This window comes from Nonomuraea spiralis, from assembly GCF_014648435.1.
Taxonomy (GTDB): Bacteria; Actinomycetota; Actinomycetes; order Streptosporangiales; family Streptosporangiaceae; genus Nonomuraea; species Nonomuraea spiralis.
In genome coordinates this window covers 168,412-193,737 of the sequence record NZ_BMRC01000014.1, presented here as the reverse complement: position 1 = coordinate 193,737, position 25,326 = coordinate 168,412, and the positions used below count along the sequence as shown (strand labels likewise).

The window sequence follows — 25,326 nt, the reverse complement described above, 5'->3', positions numbered from 1 at the left end:
TCTCGAACGAACGCGTGGCGACAATGGACCCAGATGCCCGCTGGGGGCTGTTGCCTCTCTCGGAGATCGGTGAGGCCGTGCGAAGCGCGACGGACCTGACACAGCATTGTGGCACGACCCAGCACTCCATACGGCCACCTCCCGGCGGTTGTCCTCCACCCTAGGCCGACGAAGACAGTAGTGCGTACGTAAGCGGGGCACTGATACCCGAAAGCAACCGTTATGACTGTTTCATTCAGTCACTCTTCGTGGCTGGAGGAACGTGAATTGCGAGCGCGGTAACGTCATCATCCTGTTCATATCCAGACAACATCCGGTCAACCAGGAAGTCCAGCAACATGTGCGGGCTACTCACGACCTCAGGCGGCGCTTCGGTCACAACACTGCAAATCTCTGCGAGACCGGCGTCGAGACCCCGCTTCCTGTTCTCCACGAGACCGTCGGAGTAGAGCACGGCGGTGTGGCCGGGCGGCACCACGAACCGGAACTGCCGGCGGCTGGTCGGCCAGCCCAGCGGCGTGCCCGGCTCGGCGTCGCACAGGATCGCAGTGCCCTGCGGCGAGACGAGGACGGGTGGCGGGTGGCCGGCCATGGCCAGCGTGCCCTCGCCGGTGACCGGCTCCACGACCATGTACGCCAGCGTCGTGACCTGCTCTTCCTCTTCCGTGGCCTCGAAGACCCGGTCGAGGCCGGTGAGCACGGCGGCGGGCGGCGGGTTGGTGAGCGCCAGCGCCCGCATGGCGTTGCGGATGCGGCCCATGCCCGCCGCGGCCTTGACGCCCTTGCCCATGACGTCGCCGACGACGGCCGCCACCCGGCCGTCCTGGAGGACGAAGGCGTCGTACCAGTCGCCGCCGACCTGGACGTGACGGCTGCCCGAACGGAAACGCTGGGCCAGCACCAGGCCCTTGACCACGGGCAGGCGGTCGGGCAGCAGGCTGCGCTGCAGCGTCTCGGCGGTGCGGTGCTCACGCTCGAACAGCGTGGCCCGCTCCACGGCCAGGGCGCACTGCCCGGCCAGCGCCTCCAGGAAGACGCCGTCCTCCTGGGAGATCTTCTGCGGGCGCGTGAAGGAGAAACGCAGCGCGCCGAGCGCCCGGCCGGCGGCCAGCAGCGGCAGGCCCACCCAGGCGCGCTCGTCGCCGTGGGCGAGGAAGCCCGCGAGGATCTCCTCATCGCCGCCGGCCTCCAGGAGCTGCGACTTCAGCGACTCGGGCGACTCGGCGAAGACCGGCCGGCGGCTGTTGACCGCCATGGTCATCACGTTGGAGTGGGACAGCGGGATCTCGTCGCCGCCGCCGGAGACCTCGGGGATGCCCTCGCCGTTGACCAGCTTGAGCGCGGCGCGGTCGGTGTCGAGCAGCGCGACCGCCGAGCGGTCGGCGGCCAGCGCGGTACGGCCGACGTCGATGATGACCTGCACCACCTGCTCGACCGTCAGGGCCTCGGCCAGCATGGCCGTGGCGCCCTGGAGGCGGGCGGTGCGCAGGGCGGCGGCGCCGAGCTGGTCGGTCAGCCTGCCGCGCATCTCCTCGGCCTCGCGCTGCGGGGTGACGTCGGTGTTGGCGCCGACCCACTCCACGACCCTGCCGTGCCTGATGATCGGCACGGCGCGCACCTCGAAGTGGCGGTAGCCGCTGGCCCGGGTGCGGACCCGGTAGTTCCACTCGAACATCGTGCGGCCGCGCAGCGCGTCGCGCCACGCCTCCTCGGTGTGCTGGCGCTCCTCGGGGTGGACGACCTCCAGCCAGCCGTTGGCGAGGTACTCCTCCAGGCCCTGGCCGGTGATGGCGCGCCACTGCGGCGCGTCCTCGACGACGGCGCCGGTGGGCGAGGTGATCCAGACGAGCTGGGACTGCGCCTCGACCAGCGAGCGGTAGCGCTCCTCGCTGCGGCGCAGGGCCTCCTCGGTCTGCCTGCTCTCGGTCACGTCGAGGCCCACCAGCGCGATCGCGCGCAGCTCGCCCGCCTCGTCGTGGACCGGCGAGAACGACAGCGACCAGTGGCGGGTGTCGCCCTCGGCGGAGCGTACGCGCACGCGGCCCTCGGTGACCGGCGCGTCGCTCTCGATGACGGCCTGCACGGCGTGGGTGATGATCTGGCTCAGGTCGGCGGCCAGCACCTCGACCGGCGAACGGCCCACCAGGCGCTCGGCGGGCACGTTGACGACGTCGCTGAACACGTCGTTGACCCGCTGGACGCGGCCATCGCCGTCGAAGAACGCGAAGGCGAACTCGGCCTCCGACAGCATGCCCTTGAACAGGGCGGAGTCTGAGATGTCCACATCCGACTCCCGGGGACGGGGAACGGAGGTCTCGGCGCTCATGGTCGGCACCTCCGTCGCGTGCCAGGGTCTCCCACGCGGCACATCTCCATAACTGTGTATCGGCGTAGCGCAGCTCCGGGCGACCGGATTCTGCAGTACATCATCGGCGATGGGCATGCGCCGACGGAAGCCCCCGCCGCCGCCCGGTCGCCATAAGGGTCAACGCATCCTGTCAAAGTCGCTCCACGTTGCGCAGCAAGATCAGGTTACTCGCCCTTGGCCGCCGCGCGCTTGGCCTCCTGTTTGGCGGCGCGCACCCGGCCCAGACTGTCGGCGTCGACCACGTCGGCCACCGACCGGAATGACCCCTCCTCGCCGTAGAGTCCGGCTGCCTCACGCCAGCCTGACGGCTGGACCCCCAGCTGCTTGCCCAGCAATGCCAAAAAGATCTGGGCCTTCTGCTTGCCGTATCCCGGAAGGGCCTGCAGTCGTTTCACCAAGTCTTTCCCGTCGGCCGCGTCGCTCCAGATGAGCTCCGGCCGCCCGTCGTAGTGTTCGACGAGGTAGGCCGCGAGCTGCTGCACGCGGGCAGCCATCGACTTGGGATAACGGTGAACGGCCGGCTTCTGCGCCAGCAGCGCGGCGAACGCCTCGGGGTCGCAGGCGGCGATCTCCTCGGCGGTCAGGTCGTGCCCCAGCCGTTCGGAGATGGTGTAAGGCCCCGTGAACGCCCATTCCATGGGAATCTGCTGGTCGAGCAGCATGCCGACAAGCAGGGCGAGCGGGCTGCGGCCGAGGAGCTCGTCTGCCTCGTCCCGCTGGGCGAGCTGGATGCGCATGGAACCAGCTTTGCACGAGAAGCGAACACAGGCGTCGCAGAGCCTTGACACAAGCCCGAGAAAAGATGAAATGGGAGCGCAAGTCACCCTGCATACGTTCCTGGGGGTTTGCTCCCGGGTCTCCAGAGGAATCTCACAACTATGCTCGCTCTGGCCACACGCTTCCTCAGGGAGCCGGTCAGTCTCCGGCTGGCCGAAGAGTTCCTGACCGTACCCGTGGACACCATCGACCGGTGCGTGGCCGATGTGTGCGCATGCGCGGAGCACCTCGGCGTCCCGCCGACGCCGGAGGTCGTGGAACGCATCGCCCGCGAGCACCTGCTCGCCATCGTGAACTCCGCCCCGCCGCCCCGAAGTCCCCGCTGAGCGCGGTTCCACCGATAACATCGGGGTCACCAGGCCGAGTTCTCTTCACCGTTTGCGCCTGGAATACGAGAGAGTGAGGGCGTGCGCCGACACCGACGAGATCCCCGGGAGAGCACCCCGCCAGACGACGTGTTCAAGGAGATGGTGCAGGCGGCCCGCGAGCTGCTCGCGGTGCGCAGCCCTCTCGACGCGGAGCTGATGGTCTCCGACATGATCGGGGCCTGGTGGGGCAGACGGGTCAGGGGCGGTGACGTGGAGCAGGTCCTCGGGGAGGGCCTGGTCGACTACGCGGCCAAGGCCGGCACCCCGGCCTCCCTGACGCTGCTGGTGTGCCTGGCCTACCTGGGCACCGCCCGCCAGGGCGCCAAGGCCGAGGGGGCGGCGCTGGCGATGATGGAGTCCGGCGTGGCCAGGCCCGGCTGGGCCGACCGGGTGGGCGCGGTCAAACCCACCGGCTGCTACGTCTCCCGCGACGCCTACGGCGACCAGGACACGGTGATCTGCACGTTCGCCTACCGCTGGAACGAGGCATCCCCGCCGAGCGACCGCCACGCGCTGGTCGTGGTCGTCGACCACAACATGAGCGGGATGGCCCGCGACGCCTGGGTCTCCTCGCACGTCGACAAGCTGCTGGAGCAGGCCAGGGCCGAGGCGGCCGGGAACCCGATGCTGCTGTTCGAGGAGATCCAGCCCGAGCAGGCCAGGGCGCTGCTGGAGTCGGCCATGAAGGCCACCAGGGAGCCCAAGACGCCGCCGCCGGTGAGCGACAGCTACAGCGCCTACCACGCCTTCGCCCGCGCCCGGCTCAAGGCGCTGCCGCCGGGCCGCAAGCGTCCGGCGCCGCTGCACATCGAGGCGCCCTACAGCCGCGAGCGGCGGGCCATGCTGGCCGCGGAGTTCCTGGCCTCCGACGCGGCCGAGCACCTGTCGGACCCGTCGGCCGCCTCGCGCTGCGCCGACCACATCATCGACTACGGCTGCGAGCGCGACTTCAACCGGCCGCTGCGGATCAGCCCGACCAAGAGCGAGACGTTCCTGCTCGACTGGCTGCCGCGCAAGGTGATGCTGAGCGTGGCCGAGCAGGAGGCGATGCCGCACGTGCTGTCGGCGTGGGTGCGCTTCGCCGCGCGCCGTACGGGCCTGCCCGAGCAGGGGCTCAAGGCCACGCTCGACGCGGTGTGGGAGGCCACGGGCAAGTTCCCCGAGGCCTACCGCGACCCGACGTCGTTCGGGCTCGACCGGCCGCTGCTGGAGCGGCTGCTGCCGGACGGCGACCTGTCGGCGCTGGCCAGGCGGGTGTTCGCGTTCCCGTTCCTGCAAGGGGTGCACAACGGGATCGACCTCGACAGGCTCAACCCGGCCGACGAGGCCGACCGGCGCACGTTACTCGAGATCGACCACGGCGGCACGATCGACCAGGAGCACCTGGCCTGGCACGAGGAGATCGCGACCCGGCTGTGGGACGGCGACCCGCCGCAGTTGTGGGAGGCCGCCCAGCGCCTGCTCGACCTCGGCCACGACCGCCACGACGTGCTCCACGTGCTGATCGAGATCGCCGAGCGCATCGGGGGCGACCCCGACGAGCTGGCGGCGGCGCTCGACGACATCGCCGACATCCCCGACGAGATCTAGAGGCGACCGCCGTCATGTCGATGTACCGCCGTCTGGCCCTGGGCCGCTACCTGGCCTCCGAGCACACCCAGGGCCCTTGGGACCCGCGTACCCAGCACATGGGCCCGGTGACCGCCCTGATCGTCCACGAGCTGGCCGCGACCGCGCCGCGGCCGGGGCTGGAGCTGTCCAGGCTGGCGGTCGACGTGTTCTCCCCGGTCCCCGTGGCCGAGCTGGAGGTCGTCACCGGCGTCGTCCGCGACGGCAAGCGCGTGCAGTGCCTGTCGGCGTCCGTCCTGTCCGGCGGGCGCGAGTACGCCAGGGCCACCGCGTGGCGCATCCGCGAGGCGGACACCCCCGCCACGCCGGCGCCCGCGCCGCCCGCGCCCGTGCCGCCGCCCTCGTCCGAGCACGCCGCCTCGTGGCTGCTCTCGGGCTTCGGCTACGGCAGGGCGCTCGACTGGCGGTACGTCAGCGGCGCCCCGATGCGTACGGGCCCCGCCACGGTGTGGGGCAGGCTGACCGTGCCGCTGGTGGAGGGCGAGGAGATCACCCCGGTCGAGCGGCTGGCCGTGTTCGCCGACAGCGGCAACGGCGTGAGCCCCGCCGTCGACTTCGCCACCCACGTGTTCGTCAACGTCGACCTGACGATCTCGTTGTTCCGCACGCCCGCGGGCGAGTGGATCTGCATGGACGCGGCCACCGCGATCGGCCCCTCCGGCCGCGGCCTGACCCGGTCCACCCTGTACGACGAACTCGGCGAGGTCGGTACGGCGACTCAGACGTTGTTCGTCGCGCCGAGGGAGCCCTAACCGCCATGATGGTGGGATGGTGATCGACCTCAACGCGGACCTCGGTGAGGGTTTCGGCATCTGGCGGCTCGGCGACGACCTCGCGCTGCTGGACATCGTCACCAGCGCCAACGTGGCCTGCGGCTTCCACGCGGGCGACCCCGTGACGATCAGACGCACGTGCGCTGCGGCCGTCGACCGCGGCGTGTCGATCGGGGCGCAGGTGTCCTACCGCGACCTGGCCCACTTCGGCCGCAGGGAGATGGACGTCGAGCCCGAGGAGCTGTGCGCCGAGGTGCTCTACCAGCTCGCGGCCGTCGACGGCATCGCCAGGGCGATGGGCGGCCGGGTCTCCTACGTCAAGCCCCACGGCGCCCTGTACAACCGCGTCTGCCGCGACAAAGAGCAGGCGACGGCCCTGATCGACGCCGTCGCCGACTACGATCCCGCGCTGCCCGTGCTGACGCTGCCGGTCTCGGCGGTGCACGAGGTGGCCGCGGCCGCGGGCGTACCGACGGTGAGCGAGGCGTTCGCCGACCGGGCGTACACGGCGGCGGGGGCGCTGGTGCCGCGGCGGGAGGCGGGGGCGGTGATCCACGACGTGGCGGCGGTGACGGCGCGGGCCCGCGGGATGGCCCTGGAAGGCTCTGTGACGGCCGTGGACGGCAGCCGGGTGTCTGTTTCCGCCCGTTCGCTGTGCGTCCACGGAGACACGCCTGACGCCGTCGGACTGGCCCGTGCCGTACGCAACGACCTGCTGGCGGCCGGAGTGGTCCTCCAGGCGTTCGCGTGATCCGTACGGCGGGAGAGCACGCGCTGCTCGTGGAGACCGGGTCGCTCGCGGCCTCTCACCGGCTCGACGCGGCGCTTCGCGCGGATCGGCCCGAAGGGGTCGTGGAGATCGTGCCGGGTCCCGAGACCGTGCTCGTGGTGGCGCCGGGCGCCGATCGGGAGCGGTTGCGGGCCCGGCTGGCGGCCGTGGCCGTACGGACCGGCGGGGACGCCGGGGACGTCCCGGCCGGGCCGGTGGTGACGATTCCCGTCGTCTATGACGGGGCCGATCTCGATTCCGTGGCGGCGCTGGCCGGGATCCCGGCCGAGGAGGTGGTCGCCCGGCACACCGGGCGCGAGCTGGTGGTCGGATGGCTGGGGTTCGCGCCGGGATTCGCCTATCTGACCGGGCTCGACCCGGTGCTGGAGGTGCCCCGGCTGGACACGCCGCGCACGTCGGTGCCGGCCGGGTCGGTGGCGGTCGCGGGGCCGTACTCGGCGGTCTACCCCACCGCCTCGCCGGGCGGGTGGCGGCTGCTGGGCCGTACACCGGCGCGGGTGTGGGACGTGTCGGCCGATCCGCCGTCGCCGTTCAGGCCCGGGACGCGCGTGCGGTTCGAACGCGCATGATCGAGGTGATCGCGCCCGGTCCCTACGCGACCGTCCAGGATCTCGGGCGGCCCGGCCTGGCCCATCTGGGGGTGCCGAGGTCGGGGGCGGCCGACGCGCGCAGCCTGCGGCTGGCCAACCGGCTGGTGGGCAACCGCGAGGACGCGGCGGGCGTCGAGGTGACGTTCGGCATGGCGCGGCTGCGCTTCCACGGCGGCGCGTGGGTGGCGCTGGCCGGGGCGCCGGCGGCGGCGCGCATGGGGGTGCCGTTCTGGGTGCCGCCCGGCGGCGAGCTGCGGCTGGGGGCGCCGGAGTGGGGTCTGCGGACGTACGTGGCGGTGCGGGGCGGGATCGCGGTCGAGCCGGTGCTGGGCAGCCGGTCCACCGACTCGCTGTCGGGCCTCGGCCCCGAGCCGCTGCGGGCCGGGACGCTGCTGCCGGTGGGCGGGGCGGCCGTCGAGGAGATCTCGGTCGATCTGGCGCCGCCGCCGGGGCCGGGGCCCGCCGTGCTGCGGGTGCTGGCAGGGCCGCGGGACGACTGGTTCGCGCCGGGGGCGCTGGAGGCGCTGTGCGGGGGGCCGTACGTGGTGAGCCAGGACAGCAACCGCGTCGGGGTGCGGCTGGGCGGGCCCGAGCTGGCACGGGCCAGGAAGGGCGAGCTGCCGAGCGAGGGGATGGTCACCGGGGCGGTGCAGGTGCCGCCGAGCGGGCAGCCGATCGTGTTCCTCGCCGACCACCCGCCCACGGGGGGCTATCCCGTGATCGCGGTGGTACGCGAGGCCGACCTGCCGGTCGCGGCGCAGCTCCGGCCGGGCGACGAGGTGCGCTTCAGTACGCGGCCCGCCCGCCGGCGCCGGACCTGACGGAATCCGGACGTCGTACGCGCTGTCTGGGCTGTGGCCCTTCCGTCACCGGCCCCGCGCGCTCACACTGGGCGATGTGGCGGACTTCGACGTGTTGGTGCTCGGCTCCGGTCCCGGCGGGCAGAAGGCCGCCATCGCGGCGGCGAAGCTGGGCCGGCGCGTCGCCGTCGTCGAGAAGCGGAACATGATCGGCGGCGTCTGCATCAACACCGGCACGATCCCCTCCAAGACGCTGCGCGAGGCGGTCCTCTACCTCACCGGCCTCAACCAGCGCGAGCTGTACGGCGCCAGCTACCGCGTCAAGGACGAGATCACCGTCGCCGACCTCGGGATGCGCACCCAGCACGTGATCGGCCGCGAGATCCAGGTGATCCGCAGCCAGCTCGGCCGCAACCACGTCACCGTCCTGCCGGGCACCGGCCGCTTCCTCGACCCGCACACCATCGGGATCAGCGGCGACGAGGAGCGCAAGGTCACCGCCGACAAGATCGTGATCGCGACCGGCACCTCCCCCGCCCGTCCCGACAGCGTGGAGTTCGACGAGCGCACGGTCATCGACTCCGACGCGATCCTGCGTCTCGACCGCGTGCCCGAGACCATGGTCGTCGTCGGCGCCGGGGTCATCGGCATCGAGTACGCCTCCATGTTCGCCGCGCTCGGCACCAAGGTGACCGTGGTCGAACGGCGCGAGCGCATGCTGGAGTTCTGCGACCTGGAGATCGTGGAGGCCCTCAAGTACCACCTGCGCGACCTGGCGGTGACGTTCCGCTTCGGCGAGCACGTCGCCGCCGTCGAACGCCGTCCGCGCGGCGCGCTGACCCTGCTGGAGAGCGGCAAGAAGATCCCCGCCGACTGCGTCATGTACTCGGCGGGCCGGCAGGGCAAGACGGCCGAGCTGAATCTGGAGGCCGCCGGGCTGGCCGCCGACGACCGCGGCAGGATCCGGGTGGACGCCCACTACGCCACGGCCGTGCCGCACATCTACGCGGTCGGCGACGTGATCGGCTTCCCCGCCCTGGCCGCCACCTCGATGGAGCAGGGCAGGGTGGCCGCCCAGCACGCCTGCGGCGAGCCCGTCGAGGAGCTGCGGGAGCTGCCGCCGATCGGGATCTACACCATCCCCGAGATCAGCTTCGTCGGGAAGTCGGAGGACGAGCTGACCCGCGACAGGATCCCGTTCGAGGTGGGCGTCTCGCGCTACCGGGAGCTGGCGAGGGGGCAGATCATCGGCGACTCGTACGGGATGCTCAAGCTGCTGGTCTCCTCGGAGGACCGGCGGCTGCTCGGCGTGCACGTGTTCGGCACGGGCGCGACCGAGCTGGTGCACATCGGCCAGACCCTGATGGGCTGCGGCGGGACCATCGACTATCTGGTCAACGCGGTGTTCAACTATCCGACGCTGGCCGAGTCGTACAAGGTGGCGGCGCTGGACGCGATGAACAAGATGCGTGTGGTGGCCCGGCTCACCGCTGACATGTGAGTCCGTTTCGAAACACTTTCTGTCGGTTCCACTCGCTACGCTCTCGCTGGTTCATCTACAGGAGGCGTCGAGTGCAGAGCAAGGCCGCGGGGAGGTGGCTGCCGGCGTTCCTGCTGCTGGCCGCCATCTGGGGCAACAGTTTCTTCTTCATCAAGATCGCGGTGGGGGCGCTGCACCCGTTGCAGGTGTCGTTCGGCCGCATGGCGGTCGGGGCGGTCACCCTGCTGCTCGCGCTCGCGGTCACCAGCCAGGGGCTCCCCCGCGACCCGCGGCTGTGGGGGCACTTCCAGATCGCCTCCGTCGTCCTCACCACCCTGCCCTTCACCCTGTTCGCCTACGGCGAGCAGTACGTCTCCTCCGTCGTCGCCGCCATCTGGAACGCCACCACCCCCCTGTGCACGCTGGCCTTCACCCTGCTGCTGCGCGCCGAACGGGCGACCGCGGCGCGGGCGGCCGGGCTGGGCCTCGGGTTCGCGGGCGTCATGGTCGTGCTCGGGGTGTGGCAGCCCATGGCGGGCGGGCAGCTCGGCGGCAGCCTGGCCTGCTTCGGCGCGGCGCTGTGCTACGGCGTCGGAGGGGCGTACATGGGCCGGTTCATCACCGGGCGCCGCTCGGAGCCGCCGGTGGTGCTGGCCGCGGGCCAGCTCCTGACCGGCGCGGTCCAGCTCGCGGTGATCACGCTGGTGGCCGGCGTGCCGCTGGTGGACAGCGCGGCGCCCGCCGAGGTCTGGTGGAGCATGCTGGGGCTCGGCGGCCTCGGCACGGGCGTGGCCTACCTGCTGCTGTACTGGGTGCAGGCCAGGGCGGGCGTGACGACGACCTCGACGGTGACGTATTTGCTGCCGGTGTTCGCGGTGGTCTCCGGCGTGCTGGTGCTCGACGAGACGATCAGCTGGAACCAGCCGGTGGGCGCGCTCGTCATCCTGCTGGCCATCGCGCTCACGCAGGGCGCGTTGCGCGTGCCCGCCCGCTCAGCCCTCCGCTGAGGGACGCCGGCCGCGCGGCGCGGGCTTCTTGCGGCCCGCCACCAGCGTGTCCCCGGCGACCGGCGCCGGAGCGGGCTCCTCGGCCGCGGGCTTCTTGACGGGCTCGGCGCGCGGCCGGGGGTGCGGCGCGGTGTCCTCCCCCGGTGACACGGCGTCCTTCGCGGGCTCGGGCGCGGGTTCGTCGGAGTCGCGCAGCGAGGCGATGACGCGGTCGGCCTCGGCGTCGGCGGCGAACTCGTTGGCCGCCTCGGTCTCCCTCCTGCGGATCACGACCATGTGGTCGACCGACAACCGTCCCGCGCCCACGACGGCGAGCAGGATGGAGGCCGTGCCGAGGAGGATCAGCTCGTTCAGGCTGATGGGATTGAGCGGCGGGGCCACCACGAAGACCGCCAGCGCCTCGGCGAACAGGATCAGCCCGGTGGCGGAGACCGCGAGCCCGGCGATCAGCAGCGCGCCGCCGATCAGCTCGGTGAGCATGGTGACCGTGGCCCACGCGCCGGGGGCGGGCGCCCCCTGCTGGAGGAACTTCGCGCCGGTGGCCGTGAGACCGTCTTCAAGCTTGGTCCAGCCGTTGGCGAAGAAGATGCCGCCCACGCCGACGCGGGCGACTAAAGCGGCGATATCACGAAGGCCCTGTTTCACGGTACTTGTCTGCCCGGAGCGGGACATGGCACACCTCAATCACGGCCGAGCAGCACGGCCACGGCAACGGCGGTCAGGCTGAGCAGGACGACGCTGACGACCACGGTCGTGTGCAGCGCGTTGACGAACGCCCAGCGGGCGGCGTCGAGCAGCGCGCCGCCGGTGCTGCCGCCGATCTCGCGGGCGACGTGGGCGGCTCCGGCTAGCGACTGCCTGGCCTGGTCCATGCCGCCGGCGGACACGCCGGGCACGGCGGGCAGCGCGGGCGCGTAGGCGATCGTGGTGATCGTGCCGAGCACGGCGACGCCGAGGCCCGCGCCCAGCTCGTACGCGGTCTCCTCGATGGCCGCGGCCCCGCCCGCGCGGGACTCCGGGACCGTGGACATGATCGTGTCGGAGGCGGCCAGCAGCGCCACCTGCACGCCGAACCCGATGCCCACGAAGCAGACCGCCAGCATGACGGGATGGCCCTCGACGCCCCAGCTCAGCGTGGGCGTCAGGGCCAGCGCGACCAGCCCGAGCCCGCCGCTCATGGTGGCGCGCATGCCGATCCTGGGCAGGATGTGGGCCGCCGCCAGCCCGCCGGTGACGGCCGACAACACCAGGGGCAACATCCTGACCGCCGCGCGCAGCGGGCTGTCGCCCAGCACGAGCTGCAGGTATTGGGCCAGCATGAGCTGGAGGCCGACCAGCGCGAACACGCCCAGCAGCACGCCGGCCACGCCGGTGGTGAACTCCCGCCGCCGGAACAGCCCGAGCTCCAGCAGGGGCGCCGTCAGGCGGGACTGGCGGCGTACGAACGCGACCAGCAGCCCGGCCCCGCCGAGGAACACCAGCACCGAGGCCCAGAACGGCAGCAGGCTCCCCGACCCGGCCTCCTTCAGCCCGAAGGCCAGGGCGAGGATGCCGAGCACCGACAACACGGCGCTCGGGGAGTCCCAAGGGCGTTCCGTACGCCGCGGCGACTCCGGCAGCAGCCGTACGGCCGCGGGCAGCAGCACCAGCAGGATCGGCACGTTGATCAGGAAGACCGCGCCCCACCAGACGCCGACGAGCACGCCGCCGATCAGCGGGCCGACCGCCGCGCCGGCCGCGGCGACCGCGCTCCAGACGCCGAGCGCGACGGCCCGCTCGCGCCGGTCGGTGAACACCTGGCGGATCAGCGAGAGCGTGGCCGGCATGATCATGGCCCCCCCGACGCCGAGCAGCGCCCTGGCCATGATCAGGGTCAGCGGGGTGGGCGCGAACGCCGCCCCCGCCGAGGCCAGGCCGAACAGCACGAAGCCGCCCAGGACCAGCCGCTTGCGCCCGTAACGGTCGCCGAGCGTGCCGAACACGATGAGCAGCGGCGCGACGACGAGCGAGTAGATGTCGATGATCCACAGCAGCTGCACGGCGGACGGCTCCAGCGCGGCCGTGAGCGCGGGCACCGCGATGTGCAGGACGGTGGCGTCGACCGTGATCAGGAGCAGGCTCAGGCAGAGCAGGACGAGGACGGCCCAGCGGTTGTCCCGGGGTTCGCGGCCGGCACGCCGTACGAGGGGTGCGGCCTGTGTGACGGTCATGGGCCTCCTCGCAGGCCGATCCGGTCACCAGGGCCCGCACGTGCAAAATGGTCGAAAGCGGCGAAACTCGCGGGGGGCGATCTCCTGCCCTCTCCTGCCGCGGCTCTCCACTCCGGCTTGCGTGGCAGCTTAAGCCATGCCAGGCGCCGGGGATAGCGGTATCGGCGCATCCACGACCCGCCATACCTCTCTAGAGAGATACAGCCATATGTCGGGATCTACCCAACGCTCCCCCGCCACCAGATCATGGAAGCCGTGGGGATCGATGGCAGTGCCGGGAAAGACGATATTTCCGATAAGTCCTCACGCGAGTGGTGCGCCGAGGCGCTGACCAGGCTGAACGCCGGCCGTCCCGAGTCGGCGCTGGAGGCCGCGCGCCGGGCGGCCGACCTCGACCCGGCCGACGAATGGGCCCACCGCCTCATCAGCCTGGCCCACGAGCGGCAGGGACGCGACGCCGACGCCCTGCCCCCCGCCGAGCGCGCGGTGGACCTCGCGCCCGGCTCCTGGTCGGCCCGCCTGCGCCTGGCCGCGATCTCCCGCCGGATCCCCGGCCGCTGGGCGGGGGCGGTCGCCGACGCCGTCCTGGCCGCCCGGTTCGCCCCCGAGGAGCCCGACCCGGAGGTCCTGCTCGGGGACCTGGCGCTGCTGCGCGGGGACCACCCGGACGCCGAGCGGGCCTACCGCGCCGCGCTCGCCCGCGATCCCGGCCATCCGCAGGCCCGCGTGAACCTGGCCCTGACCCTGCTGCGCTGGGACCGGCCGCGTCCGCACCACGACCCCGCCTGGCCGGTCGATCCCCGCCAGACGGGACGGGCCCGGCGGGCGCTGGAGGTGTGGGCGCGCCAGACCCGGTTGTTGCTCGCCCTGGCCACGATCGCCGTCACGGCGGCCGCGCCGGCGCTTGAGGCGGGGGTGTGGGCCCAGGTGTGCGGGATCGGCGCGCTGGCCGCGCTGGTGCCCCTGACGGTGCGGCAGGCGCGGCGGGTGGGCGTCTGGGCGTACGTGCCGGCGATGGCGGGGCGCGATCCCTGGCTGGGCGCGGCCGTGTTGTCGGCCGGGTTGTCGGTGCCGGCGTTCGCCGCCTGGCTGCTGTTGGGCGCTGTGCCCGCGACGCCGTCCTGGCTCGACCCGGTCTGGGCGGGGCTGGCCGGGATCGTGGTCCTGGGGTGGCCGGCGCTGGCGGTCGTACGGGTGCTGGCGGAGGCGTGGCGGGGGCGGCCGATGTCGGCCCTGGCCGAGCTGGGGGCCGTACCCGGGGAGCGCACGGCGGCGCGCGACACCGGGGTGACGTTGTGGATCGTGCTCATCAGGACGTGGTCGGTGCTGGTGGCGCTGGCGGCCGGGGCTCTGGCGGTCGAGCCGCGGGCCGCGGTGGCGGCGGTGGCGGTGCCGTACCCGATGGTGCGGGCCTGCCTGCGCGCCCGGCGGAGGGGCGACGCCGGACTACTGGCCGCGGGAGCGCTGGTGTCGCTGGCCGCGCTGGGCTGCGCCGCGGGCGGCGCGCTGGGGTCGGCGTGGGGATGGCGGGCGGGCCTGGGCGCGCTCGGCGCGGCGGTGGCGGTGTTCGCGGTACGCGCCCTGCGCGCGTGGTGGCACGGCGCGCCGGGACCCTGGCGGGCCTCCCTCGTCATGTGCGACCTGCCCATGGGCGGCGCGCCCTCGGTGGCGCTGACCTCCGAGGTACGCCAGGCGTTCGCCTACGCCAGGAGCCTCGTGCTGTCCTACGGCGACTCCATGGGCCCGCGGGTCGTCGGCGCGGCCGGCTCCCTCACCTCCTCGGGCGAGTTGCGGCTGATCGCCGAACCCCGGGTGTGGGAGGCCGTCGAGGCCGACCCCCGGGTCGCGGTGTTCGCGGCCGACCCGCTGCAACGCCGGTTCTGGGTCGAGGTGCGCGGCATCGCCAGGGCCGGCCCGGACGTGCTGCGCATCACCCCCAAACAGGTGCTCGTCGGCGAGTTCCCCGGACGTCACCAGCGACGCTGACTAGAGTTTTGTTCTATGCGGACTCTGCGCACCCCCGAAGACCGCTTCGCCGGCCTGCCCGGCTTCCCCTACGAGCCCCGGTACGCCGACCTGCCCGACGGCCCGCGCATGGCCTACGTCGAGGCGGGCCCGAAGGACGGCGAGCCGGTCGTCCTGCTGCACGGCGAGCCGAGCTGGTCCTTCCTCTACCGCCACGTCATGCCCGAGCTGGCCGCGGCCGGGCTGCGCGCGATCGCCCCCGACCTCATCGGCTTCGGCCGCTCCGACAAACCGGCCGACCCGGCCGACCACACCTACGCCCGGCACGTCGAGTGGACCCGCGCGCTGCTGTTCGACGCCCTCGGCCTGAACGGCGTCACCGTCGTCGGCCAGGACTGGGGCGGCCTGATCGGGCTGCGGATCGCCGCCGAGCATCCGGGGCGCGTCGCCAGGATCGTGGCCGCCAACACGGGCTTGCCCACGGGTGACATTCCCATGCCCGAGGTCTGGCACCGCTTCAAGGACGCCGTCACCGGCGCCCCCACGCTGGACATCGCCCGGTTCGTCCAGGCGGGCTGCCGGACCCGGCTCGGCGACGAGGTACGCGCGGCCTACGACGCGCCGTTCCCGGACGAGTCGTACAAGGCGGGGCCGCGCGCCCTGCCCGGACTCGTGCCGACCACGCCCGACGACCCCGCCGCGCCCGCCAACCGCGCTGCCTGGCAGATCCTCACGACGCTCGACCGGCCGTTCCTGGTGGCCTTCTCCGACGGAGACCCCATCACCGGCGGCATGGCGCCCGTCATGCTCAAGGCGATCGCGGGCACGGCCGGGCTGTCCCATCCCGTGATCGCCGGCGCCGGCCATTTCCTCCAGGAGGACGCCGGGACCGAACTCGGACGTCAGATCGCCCTTTTCGTGACCTCCGCCTAGCGTGTCAGGCCCGCCCAATCGTCGGTCCGGTGCGGTATAACCGGGGGCGGACCGGGGAGGCGTGATGCGTGAGTCCGACAGGGCCCAGGCCGCGGGGCGGGCCGCGGCGCGGGATCTGTTCGAGCAGGTGCGGCTGCGTTATTTCCAGATTCCCCCGGCTGTGCGCCGGGTGCTCTACGCCGTGCTGCTCGTGGCCGCCATGGGGGTGGGGGCGGCGCTCGGCTGGGATCTGCTGAAGACGTTCCCTCTTGTGCTGCTGGCGCTCGCCTTCGTGGCGCTGACCATGCGCTTCCCGCGGGCCGCGGCGACCGCGCTGGTCGTGGCCGGCTGGGCCGTGCTGGCGCTGCCGCTGTTCTCCGGGCTCTTCCCGGCCGGTTCCCTGGCGGTGCACGCGATGCTCGGGCTCGCCCTGCCGGTCGCCGCCGCCGCCCATCTCATCCGCTGGGTCACGCCTTGGGTGACCACGCTGGCGGCGCTCGTACCGGCGGGGGTGGTGGCCGCCGCGCTCTCCCCCCTGTCGGCGACGATCGCGCTCTGGGGCGCCTGCCTGGTGGCCGCCGTCGTCCTCGTCTACCGGTTCCTCCAGGCGCGCCGGGCCAGGGCCGAGCTGACCGTCGAGGAGCAGCAGGTCCGCGTACGGGGCCGCGAGAGCAAGCCGGAGCAGCAGTCCGACAAGGCGGGGGCGCCGCCGCAGATCTCCGTCGAGGACGCGCTGGCCGAGCTGGAGGGCATGATCGGGCTGGCGCCCGTCAAGGAGCAGGTGCGCTCGATCGCCGCCTCCATCGAGGCCACCCGGCTGCGCGCCGAGGCCGGCTACACCGCCGGGCGTCCGACCAGGCATTTCGTGTTCGTCGGCCCCCCCGGCACCGGCAAGACCAGCGTGGCCCGCGCGCTGGCCAAGATCTTCTACGCGTTCGGCCTGCTGGAGACGCCCTACGTGGTCGAGGCCCAGCGGGCCGACCTGGTGGGCGAGTTCCTGGGCGCGACCGCGATCAAGACCAACGAGCTGGTCGACCGGGCGCTCGGCGGCGTGTTGTTCATCGACGAGGCCTACAGCCTGGTCAACTCCTCCGACGGCCAGCCCGACAGGTTCGGCGCCGAGGCCGTGCAGACCCTGCTCAAACGGGCCGAGGACGACCGCGACCGCCTGATCATCATCCTGGCCGGCTACGAGCAGGAGATGGCCTCGTTCCTGTCCAGCAACCCGGGCCTGGCCAGCAGGTTCGCCACCCGGGTGCGCTTCCCCAGCTACTCCGCCGCCGAGCTGGCCGAGATCACCGAGGTGCTCCAGCGGCGCAGGGGCGACACGATGGGCCCCGACACCAAACGAGCACTGCTCGGCCTCTACGACGACGTCCAGCGGCGCGGCCTGGTCGACGAGCTGGGCAACGCCCGGTTCGTCCGCACGCTGGTCGAGGCCGCCGCGCAGGCCAGGGACGTCCGGGTCGTGGGCGCCGGCGGCACCCCGACCACGCAGGACCTGGTGACCACCGCCACGCCCGACGTGACCAAGGCGTTCGAGGAGCTGACCGCCCGCTTCCGCGGCTACGTGGCCACCCCCACGCTGGAGGAGGCGCTGGCCGACCTCGACAGGATGGCCGGCCTCGAACCGGTCAAACGCCAGGTGCACGCCATCGCCGCCCAGCTCCAGGTGGCCCGGATGCGGCAGGAGCGTGGGCTGCCCACACCGCCGCAGATGCGCCACTTCGTCTTCGCCGGGCCGCCCGGCACCGGCAAGACCACCGTCGCGCGGGTGCTCGGCCGGGTCTTCGCCGCGCTCGGCCTGCTGGCCAGGCCCGACGTGGTCGAGGCCCACCGGGCCGACCTGGTCGGCCAGCACCTCGGCGCGACCGCGATCAAGACCAACGAGCTGGTCGACCGGGCCCTCGGCGGCGTGTTGTTCATCGACGAGGCCTACAGCCTGGTCAACCCCGGCTACGCGGGCGGCGACGCCTTCGGCTCCGAGGCCGTGCAGACCCTGCTCAAACGGGCCGAGGACGACCGCGACCGCCTGGTCGTCGTGCTGGCCGGCTACCCCCGCGAGATGGACTCCTTCCTGGCCACCAACCCCGGCCTGGCCAGCCGGTTCAACCAGCGTGTGGCCTTCCCCAGCTACGCCCCGCGCGAGTTGTCGCAGATCGCGGTGCTGCTGGCGGAGAAGGCCGGCGACACCTTCGACGAGCAGGCCCAGCGCGACCTCGACGAGGTGTTCGCCTGGGTGTGCGAGGAACGGCTGATCGACGGGCTGGGCAACGGCCGCTTCGCCCGGTCGCTGTTCGAGCGGGCCGCGATGCGCCGCGACGTACGCCTGGCGGCCCAGGCGGCGGGCGGCGGGGCGGCCACCGCCGCCGACCTCACCACGATCACCAGCGACGACGTGCGCACCGCCGTGGACGAACTTTCCGGACGTTAACCCCTCTTTGGCATTTCCCCGCGCCACGATGCTGCTGCCTGTAGCAGTATGACTACCTATCGTGTGCGTCCGGGAGGGGGACGATGGCGGGGTTCCTGGCCCGCAGGCTGCTCAACTACGTGGTGCTGGTCGCCGTGGCCGCGAGCCTGGCGTACCTGCTGGCGGCCGGGGCGCTCGACCCGCGCTCCAACTACGCCGACCGCACCCCCAAGCCGCCGCCCGCCGTCGTCGACGCCCAGCTCACCGCGCTCAACCTCAACGACAAGACCCCGCTGCTGCAGCGCTACGCCACCTGGGCCTCGGGCGTGCTGCACGGCGACTTCGGCAAGACCGTCACCGGCTCGCCGGTCAACGAGGACCTCAAACGCCGGATGGGGGTCACGTTCCGGCTGGTCATCCTGGGGCTGCTGTTCGGGAGCCTGCTCGGGGTGCTGCTGGGCGCGTACGCGGCGGTCAGGCAGTACGGCTGGTTCGACCGGCTCTCGACCGGCCTGTCGTTCGTGGTGCTCGCGGTGCCCGTCGTGGTGCTGGCCAACATGCTGATCCTGGCCGGCACCTGGGCCAACGACAACGTCTTCGGCCGCCAGGTGCTGCTGGTGAGCGGCGAGTACAGCGACGGCCTGCAGACCGGGTTCTGGGGTCACGTGCTCGACCGGCTGCAACACCTGGTGCTGCCGACGATCTCGTTGTCCGTGGGCCTGATCGCGGTCTTCAGCCGCTACCAGCGCAACATGATGCTCGACGTGCTCGGCGCCGACTTCGTCCGTACGGCCAGGGCCAAGGGGCTGAGCAGGCGCAAGGCGCTCACCCGCCACGCGCTGCGCACCGCGCTGATCCCGGTGGCCACCTACTTCGCCTTCACGTTCGGCAGCCTGCTGACCGGGGCCACCTTCACCGAGAAGATCTTCGGCTGGCACGGGCTGGGCGAGCAGCTGATCAACTCGATCTTCACCAACGACGTCAACACCGTGGCCGCGATCTCCTTCCTCGCCGCCGTGGCCGTGTTGTGCGCGGCGCTCGCCTCCGACCTGGTGCACGCCGCGCTCGACCCGAGGGTGCGGGCGTGATGACGCTCTCGGACGAGGAGCTGGCCGAGGAGCTGACCACCGACCTGGGCCGGGCGCCGTCGCGGTTGCAGGTGGTGGCCGCGCGCTTCTTCCACTCGGCGCAGGGGATCATCGGGTTCGCGGTGCTGGCGCTGATGTTCCTGCTGGCGTTCGCGGGGCCGCTGTTCAGCCCGTGGACGTACACCGACAAGGACTTCACGGCGTTCCTGCAGCCGCCCTCGGCCCGCCACTGGTTCGGAACGCTCCAGACGGGCGCCGACGTCTACGCGGTGACCCTGCGCGGCATGCAGAAGTCGCTGATCGTGGGCCTGCTGGCGGCGCTGGTCTCGACGGCGGTCGCGGCCGTGGTGGGGGCCTTCTCCGGCTACTTCCTGGGCTGGACCGACCGGACGCTGAGCTGGGTGACCGACCTGCTGCTGGTGCTGCCCGCGTTCCTGATCCTGGCGATCATGTCGCCGCTGTTCGGGGCCGGGCAGTGGGTGCTGTTCGTGATCATGCTGGCGCTGTTCCTGTGGATGGTGACCTCGAAGATCGTCCGGGGGATGACGATCTCGCTGAAGGAGCGCGAGTACATCCAGGCCGCCCGTTTCATGGGGGTGACGCCGGTGCGGATCATCTTCCGGCACGTGATCCCCAACCTGTCCTCGCTGCTCATCGTGGACGCCACGCTCAACGTCAGCGCCGCCATCCTGACCGAGACCTCGCTGTCGTACTTCGGGTTCGGCATCCAGCCGCCCGACGTCTCCTTCGGCACGCTGATCGCCGACGGCTCGCGTACGGCGGTCTACGCCCCGTGGACGTTCTGGTTCGTGGCGGGGCTGCTGGTGGTGACCGTGCTCGCGGTCAACCTCATCGGCGACGCGCTGCGCGACGCCTTCGACCCGGCGGCCCGGCGATGAGCCCCGAGGCGAACCCGGTCCTGGAGGTCAACGACCTCCACGTGTCCTTCGGCGACGTACGCGCGGTGCGCGGGGTCAGCTACTCCGTCGGCCCGGGTGAGGTGCTGGGCATCGTGGGCGAGTCCGGATCGGGCAAGTCGGTCACCTCGGCGGCGGTCATGGGCCTGCTGCCGCCGTCGGCCCGGGTCACCGGATCCGTACGCCTGCACGGCAAGGAGCTGATCGGCGCCTCCGAACGGGAGCTGACCCGCTTCCGCGGCAAGACCGTGTCGATGGTGTTCCAGGACCCGCTGTCGGCACTCACGCCCGTCTACCGGGTGGGCGACCAGATCGCCGAGGCCGTACGCATCCACCAGCGGGTGAGCAAGGAGAACGCCGCGGTCAAGGCCGTCGAGCTGCTGGAGCTGGTCGGCATCCCGTCGCCGAGCGAACGGGCGCTGGCCTTCCCGCACGAGTTCTCCGGCGGCATGCGGCAGCGCGTGATGATCGCGATGGCCATCGCCAACGACCCCGACGTGATCATCTGCGACGAGCCCACCACCGCGCTCGACGTGACCATCCAGGCGCAGGTCCTGGAGGTGCTGAAGAAGGCCCAGCGGGAGACCGGCGCGGCGATCGTCATGATCACCCACGATCTCGGCGTGGTGGCCGGGTTCGCCGACCGCGTGCTGGTCATGTACGCCGGGCGTCCGGTCGAGGTGGGCGACGTCGACGACATCTACTACCGGATGCGGATGCCGTACACGGCGGGGTTGCTGGCCTCGATCCCGCGGGTCGACCGGGGCGGGCGGCAACCGCTGATGCCGATCGCCGGGAACCCGCCCTCCCCCGCGGCGCTGCCGCCGGGCTGCCCGTTCGCGCCGCGCTGTCCCCTCCACATCCCCGACTGCGACACGGCCGAGCCGCCGCTGTTCGAGGTGGGCGTTCACCACCGGGCGGCGTGCATCCGCTGGGAGGAGGTGCACCCCCAGGGCCCCGGCCGTCACGCGGCCGGGGAGCCGGCCGCGCCGCCGGTTCGCGGCGAGCGCACGGTCCTGGAGGTGGACGGCCTGGTCAAGGACTATCCGCTGCTCAAGGGGGCGCTGTTCAAGCGCCGGGTCGGCACGGTGCACGCGGTGGCCGGCGTCAGCTTCGACATCCGGCAGGGCGAGACCCTGGGCCTGGTCGGCGAGTCGGGCAGCGGCAAGACCACGACGCTGACGCAGATCCTGGAGCTGGTTCCGCCGCAGGAGGGGCGCGTGGTCGTGCTGGGGCGCGACACCGCCCGGCTCGGCAGTGCCGGGCGCACCGAGATCAGGCGGGACATGCAGGTCGTCTTCCAGGACCCGATGGCCTCGCTCGACCCGCGCATGACGGTCTACGACATCCTGGCCGAGCCGCTGCGCACCCACGGGGAGCGCCGTCCGGGCCGCCGGGTCGGCGAACTGCTCGCGCTGGTGGGCCTCGACCCGGCGCACGCGGCCCGCTACCCGCAGGACTTCTCCGGCGGCCAGCGGCAGCGCATCGGCATCGCCCGGGCGCTGGCGCTGGAGCCCAGGCTGCTGGTGCTGGACGAGCCGGTGTCCGCGCTCGACGTGTCGATCCAGGCTGGCATCATCAACCTGCTCGGGTCGCTGCGTGCCAGGCTCGGGTTGTCGTACCTGTTCGTGGCGCACGACCTGGCCGTGGTGCGGTACATCGCCGACCGGGTGGCGGTCATGTACCTGGGCAGGATCGCCGAGATCGGGCAGGTGGACGCGGTCTACGGGGCTCCGGCGCATCCGTACACGCAGGCTCTGCTGTCGGCGATCCCGCTGCCCGACCCGGCGCGCGAGCGCCGACGCGAACGCATCCTGCTCGAAGGCGACCTGCCCAGCCCGGCCGACCCGCCGACGGGCTGCCGCTTCCGTACCCGGTGCCCGAAGTTCCGTTTGGAGCTCGACGACGACGAACGCTCGCTCTGCGTGCGGGTCGAGCCCGAGGTGCTGCCGGTGGGCGACGACCAGGGCGCGGCCTGCCATTACGCCGAGAGGCGCGACGTCGTCTAGATCAGGAGGAATGCGCGCAGATGAAAGCTTCACGTCTTGTCGTGGCCGTCGCGGTGACCGGCTCACTGTCCCTGGTGGGCTGCGGCGGCGGCGGTTCGGGGGGCGGCTCGACGAGCAGCCCGGAGGGCACGCACAAGACCATCAGAGCCTTCGACATCAACCCGCAGCCGCGTGACAAGGTCAAGGACGGCGGCACGCTGCGGTGGGGCATCAACGAGTTCCCCACCCAGTGGAACCGCAACCACGTCGACGGCAACCTGGCGATGGCGGCCGTGATCAGCAACGCGCTGCTGCCCTCGCCGTTCGTCTCCGACGAGAAGGCGGAGATCTCCGTCGACCGCGACTACGTGCTCGACGCCAAGGTCACTGACCAGAGTCCCAAGCAGGTCGTCACCTACACCCTCAACCCCAAGGCCAAGTGGTCGACCGGGCAGCCCATCACCTGGGCCGACTACCAGGCGCAGTGGCAGGCGCTGAACGGCCGCAACCCCGAGTTCCACATCGTCTCCTCCACCGGCTACCAGGACATCCAGAAGGTGGAGCGGGGCAAGGACGACTACGAGGTGAAGGTCACCTTCATCCGGCCGTTCGGCGACTGGCAGTCGTTGTTCGGGCCGCTGCTGCCGGCCTCCACCAACAAGACGCCGCAGGCGTTCAACAACGCCTGGCTGAACCAGATCCCGATGACCGCCGGGCCGTTCAAGTTCAAGGGCTTCGACCAGACGGCCAAGACCATCACGATCGTGCGCGACGACACCTGGTGGGGCGACCGGGCCAAGCTCGACCAGATCATCTACCGGGCCTCCGAACAGGACTCCCTGATCGGGGCGTTCAGCAACGGCGAGCTCGACCTCATCGACGTCGGGCCGTCGGCGCCCGACTACGCGCGGGCCAGGGGCACCCAGGGGGCGCACGTACGCCAGGCCGCCGGGCCCGACTTCCGGCACTTCACCTTCAACGGGTCGAGCGAGCTGCTCAAGGACGTGAACGTGCGGCAGGCCGTCCAGCTCGGCATCAACCGGCAGGCCATCGCGCAGTCCGACCTGCAAGGGCTCGACTGGCCGATCGCGCTGCTGAACAACCACTTCTTCATGAACACCCAGGAGGGATACCTGGACAACGCCGGAAACCTCGGCGTCTACAACCCCGAACGCGCCAAGCAACTGCTGGACGCGGCCGGCTGGAAGCTGAACGGGACCGTCAGGCAGAAGAACGGGAAGCCGCTCGACCTGCGGTTCGTCGTGCCGTCGGGGGTGCAGTTGAGCAAGTCGGAGGGTGAGCTGGCCCAGAACATGCTGGCCCAGATCGGGGTGAAGCTCACGATCAAGGCGGTGCCGAGCGACGACTTCTTCACCAAGTACGTCATCCCTGGCAACTTCGACATAACGCCATTTGCCTACATTGGGACGCCTTTTCCGATTTCGAGCAGCTATGGGATCTATGCGAACTCGGCGGACGGGAAGACCTGGAACGCCAACTTCGGGCGTACGGGCTCGGCGGAGATCGACCAGGCCATGGACAAGGCGGCCCAGAACCTCGACCCGGCGGGGGCCCGTACGCAGACGAACGAGGCCGACGGGCTGATCTGGAAGCTGGTCAACGTCCTGCCGCTCTACCAGCGTCCGCAGAACGTGGCGGCCAAGCAGACCCTGGCCAACGTCGGCGCCCGCGGCTTCTACGACCTGCGCTACGAGGACATCGGCTTCACCGGCTGACCCGGGCCCGGCGGTGGGCGAACGCCGGAAGGCGGCCGTCGAATGCTGTCCGGTATCCTCCCCTGTCTCCCGCTTCGGCACTCCGGTGGCGGCGGAGTGTCGGTGGCGGGCGATAGAAGTGGACGCATGATGCTGGAGCTCACCTGGCCGCAGATCCTCGGCTGGCGGCTGCGCAGGCAGTTCGTGGCCGGCGCCGACGGGCCCGACGCGGTGTCGGTGGCCCGCCGGCTGTGCGGGGTGCAGGCGCAGGTCGCCTCCTCCGCCCAGCTCGCCGTGGCGGTCAGGAGCGCCCGGCCCGACCCCGGCGAGATCGACAGGGCCCTGTGGACCGACCGCACCCTGGTGAAGACCTGGCTGATGCGCGGCGGCACCCTCCATCTGGTGCCCGCCGACGAGCTGGCCGGCCTGTGCTCGGCGCTGGCCACGCTGCGGTCCTGGGAGAAGGGGTCCTGGCAGCGCGGCCACGGGGTGACCGCCGCCGAGATCGCGGCCGTCATCGAGGCCGTGCCCGAAGCGCTCAAAGGCGCGCCGCTGACGCGGGAGGAGCTGGTCGACGAGGTCGTCGCGCTGACCGGCGAAGCCCATCTGCGCGAGGCGCTGACGTCCGGCTGGGGGGCGCTGCTCAAGCCGCTGAGCCGCCTGGGCGAGTTGTGCTACGGCCCGCCCCGCGAGGGCAAGGTGACCTTCACCTCGCCGCGTTCGTGGGTGCCGGGCTGGCCGGAAGCTCTCCCGCCGCAGGAGGAGGCGGGCGTACGGGTGTTGCGGGCGTTCCTGGGGGCCCACGGGCCAGCCACGCCGGAGATGTTCGACACGTGGCTGTTCGGCGGGGTGGCCAAGAAGGCGGTGCTCAAGGGGTGGGTCAAGGCCCTCGCGCCGGAGCTGGTGGAGGTCAGGGCCGACGACGGCACGACCCTTCTTGCCCTGGCCGAGCACGCCGACGACCTGGCCGCCGCCCGTCCCTCGGCGGACGTCCACCTGCTGCCGGGCTTCGACCAGTTCATCCTGGGGGCGCCGCGGTCCCTCGCGCCGCTCCTCCCGCCGTCGCTCAAGCCCAAGGTGAGCCGTCAGGCGGGCTGGATCTCCCCCGTGGTGGTCCACGAGGGGCGGGTGGCCGGCGTCTGGGAGGCGAAGAACGGCGCCATCACCCTCGACCTCGCCGCCCCGGTGCCGCAGGACGCGCTCGACCGCGCCCTGACCCGCATGCGCCTGCTGCTGGGTCCGGCGGCGGCGTAGCGGGGCCGGTCAGCCGGTGGTGGTCGCCATCACCCGGTCGACGATGCCCTTGTTGCCCTCCTCGCGGGCGCAGTGGGCGCAGCAGTACCAGTGCTCGCCCGACTGCACGCCGTGCCCGATGACCTTGGTGCTGCAGTGCTCGCAGATGGGCGCCATGGCCTCGATCGCGCACTGGAAGCAGTCGAAGGTGTGCACGGCTCCCTGCGCGCGCACCTCGAACGCCATGTCGTAGTCGTTGCCGCAGTTATCGCAGACGGCCATGATGATCCCCTCTTCACACGT

21 protein-coding genes are annotated in these 25,326 nt (G+C 72.0%); 16 read left to right on the top strand and 5 right to left on the bottom strand.

Annotated features, from left to right (window positions below; all coding sequences use genetic code 11):
* Window positions 1-235 precede the first annotated feature (235 nt).
* Both IEZ27_RS31715 and IEZ27_RS31710 read right to left on the bottom strand, forming a co-directional pair.
* The gene (locus IEZ27_RS31715; RefSeq protein ID WP_189650585.1) at window positions 236-2,326 is read right to left on the bottom strand and encodes a SpoIIE family protein phosphatase; all 2,091 of its coding nucleotides are present in this window, start codon (window positions 2,324-2,326) and stop codon (window positions 236-238) included.
* A gap of 206 nt (window positions 2,327-2,532) precedes the next feature.
* Window positions 2,533-3,105, bottom strand: coding sequence for an HhH-GPD-type base excision DNA repair protein (locus tag IEZ27_RS31710; RefSeq protein WP_189650584.1), 573 nt, complete (start codon window positions 3,103-3,105; stop codon window positions 2,533-2,535).
* A gap of 141 nt (window positions 3,106-3,246) precedes the next feature.
* On the opposite strand from IEZ27_RS31710, the gene IEZ27_RS31705 reads away from it, so the two are divergent.
* The 8 genes from IEZ27_RS31705 to IEZ27_RS31670 all read left to right on the top strand — a co-directional run bounded on the left by IEZ27_RS31705 (window position 3,247) and on the right by IEZ27_RS31670 (window position 10,582).
* On the top strand, window positions 3,247-3,471 hold the full coding sequence (locus IEZ27_RS31705; RefSeq protein ID WP_125639785.1) for a hypothetical protein: 225 nt from the start codon (window positions 3,247-3,249) through the stop codon (window positions 3,469-3,471).
* Window positions 3,472-3,612: 141 nt separating this feature from the next.
* On the top strand, window positions 3,613-5,103 hold the full coding sequence (locus IEZ27_RS31700; RefSeq protein ID WP_229824532.1) for a hypothetical protein: 1,491 nt from the start codon (window positions 3,613-3,615) through the stop codon (window positions 5,101-5,103).
* Between the two features lie 14 nt (window positions 5,104-5,117).
* On the top strand, window positions 5,118-5,894 hold the full coding sequence (locus IEZ27_RS31695) for a thioesterase family protein (protein WP_125639782.1): 777 nt from the start codon (window positions 5,118-5,120) through the stop codon (window positions 5,892-5,894).
* A gap of 16 nt (window positions 5,895-5,910) precedes the next feature.
* On the top strand, window positions 5,911-6,666 hold the full coding sequence (locus IEZ27_RS31690) for a LamB/YcsF family protein (RefSeq protein ID WP_189650583.1): 756 nt from the start codon (window positions 5,911-5,913) through the stop codon (window positions 6,664-6,666).
* Window positions 6,663-7,274, top strand: coding sequence for a 5-oxoprolinase subunit B family protein (locus IEZ27_RS31685; RefSeq protein WP_189650582.1), 612 nt, complete (start codon window positions 6,663-6,665; stop codon window positions 7,272-7,274). The genes IEZ27_RS31690 and IEZ27_RS31685 overlap by 4 nt, the downstream gene beginning before the upstream one ends.
* Complete coding sequence (locus IEZ27_RS31680) at window positions 7,271-8,116, top strand: 5-oxoprolinase subunit C family protein (protein ID WP_189650581.1); 846 nt, start codon at window positions 7,271-7,273, stop codon at window positions 8,114-8,116. The genes IEZ27_RS31685 and IEZ27_RS31680 overlap by 4 nt, the downstream gene beginning before the upstream one ends.
* A 76-nt stretch (window positions 8,117-8,192) precedes the next feature.
* Complete coding sequence (sthA, locus tag IEZ27_RS31675) at window positions 8,193-9,596, top strand: Si-specific NAD(P)(+) transhydrogenase (protein ID WP_189650580.1); 1,404 nt, start codon at window positions 8,193-8,195, stop codon at window positions 9,594-9,596.
* 71 nt (window positions 9,597-9,667) lie between these two features.
* Window positions 9,668-10,582 (top strand): DMT family transporter, encoded by a 915-nt coding sequence (locus tag IEZ27_RS31670; RefSeq protein WP_189650579.1) that lies wholly within the window; start codon window positions 9,668-9,670, stop codon window positions 10,580-10,582.
* On the opposite strand, the gene IEZ27_RS31665 is transcribed toward IEZ27_RS31670, so the two are convergent.
* On the bottom strand, window positions 10,568-11,227 hold the full coding sequence (locus tag IEZ27_RS31665; protein ID WP_189650578.1) for a DoxX family protein: 660 nt from the start codon (window positions 11,225-11,227) through the stop codon (window positions 10,568-10,570). The two genes, IEZ27_RS31670 and IEZ27_RS31665, sit on opposite strands and share 15 nt — an antisense overlap.
* Before the next feature lie 35 nt (window positions 11,228-11,262).
* Window positions 11,263-12,792 carry an MFS transporter gene (locus tag IEZ27_RS31660; protein WP_189650577.1) on the bottom strand — a complete coding sequence of 510 codons (1,530 nt, stop codon included), beginning with the start codon at window positions 12,790-12,792 and terminating at the stop codon, window positions 11,263-11,265.
* 255 nt (window positions 12,793-13,047) lie between these two features.
* On the opposite strand from IEZ27_RS31660, the gene IEZ27_RS31655 reads away from it, so the two are divergent.
* From IEZ27_RS31655 to IEZ27_RS31620, 8 genes are all read left to right on the top strand, one after another.
* Window positions 13,048-14,778, top strand: coding sequence for a CHAT domain-containing protein (locus IEZ27_RS31655; RefSeq protein WP_229824526.1), 1,731 nt, complete (start codon window positions 13,048-13,050; stop codon window positions 14,776-14,778).
* Window positions 14,779-14,793: 15 nt separating this feature from the next.
* Window positions 14,794-15,690 (top strand): haloalkane dehalogenase, encoded by an 897-nt coding sequence (locus tag IEZ27_RS31650; protein ID WP_189650575.1) that lies wholly within the window; start codon window positions 14,794-14,796, stop codon window positions 15,688-15,690.
* A gap of 64 nt (window positions 15,691-15,754) precedes the next feature.
* Window positions 15,755-18,103, top strand: coding sequence for an AAA family ATPase (locus IEZ27_RS31645; RefSeq protein WP_189650574.1), 2,349 nt, complete (start codon window positions 15,755-15,757; stop codon window positions 18,101-18,103).
* Window positions 18,104-18,186: 83 nt separating this feature from the next.
* Window positions 18,187-19,170 (top strand): ABC transporter permease, encoded by a 984-nt coding sequence (locus tag IEZ27_RS31640; RefSeq protein WP_125639749.1) that lies wholly within the window; start codon window positions 18,187-18,189, stop codon window positions 19,168-19,170.
* Window positions 19,170-20,069 (top strand): ABC transporter permease, encoded by a 900-nt coding sequence (locus tag IEZ27_RS31635; RefSeq protein ID WP_189650654.1) that lies wholly within the window; start codon window positions 19,170-19,172, stop codon window positions 20,067-20,069. Before IEZ27_RS31640 ends, IEZ27_RS31635 begins: the two co-directional genes overlap by 1 nt.
* Window positions 20,066-22,096: an ABC transporter ATP-binding protein gene (locus tag IEZ27_RS31630; protein WP_189650573.1), complete on the top strand. Its 2,031-nt coding sequence runs from the start codon at window positions 20,066-20,068 to the stop codon at window positions 22,094-22,096. Before IEZ27_RS31635 ends, IEZ27_RS31630 begins: the two co-directional genes overlap by 4 nt.
* A gap of 20 nt (window positions 22,097-22,116) precedes the next feature.
* Entirely contained in the window at window positions 22,117-23,811 is a 1,695-nt protein-coding gene (locus IEZ27_RS31625; protein ID WP_189650572.1) for an ABC transporter family substrate-binding protein, read from the top strand.
* A gap of 126 nt (window positions 23,812-23,937) precedes the next feature.
* Window positions 23,938-25,044: a DNA glycosylase AlkZ-like family protein gene (locus IEZ27_RS31620; protein WP_189650571.1), complete on the top strand. Its 1,107-nt coding sequence runs from the start codon at window positions 23,938-23,940 to the stop codon at window positions 25,042-25,044.
* Window positions 25,045-25,053: 9 nt separating this feature from the next.
* On the opposite strand, the gene IEZ27_RS31615 is transcribed toward IEZ27_RS31620, so the two are convergent.
* The gene (locus IEZ27_RS31615; protein WP_189650570.1) at window positions 25,054-25,305 is read right to left on the bottom strand and encodes a hypothetical protein; all 252 of its coding nucleotides are present in this window, start codon (window positions 25,303-25,305) and stop codon (window positions 25,054-25,056) included.
* Window positions 25,306-25,326: the final 21 nt, after the last annotated feature.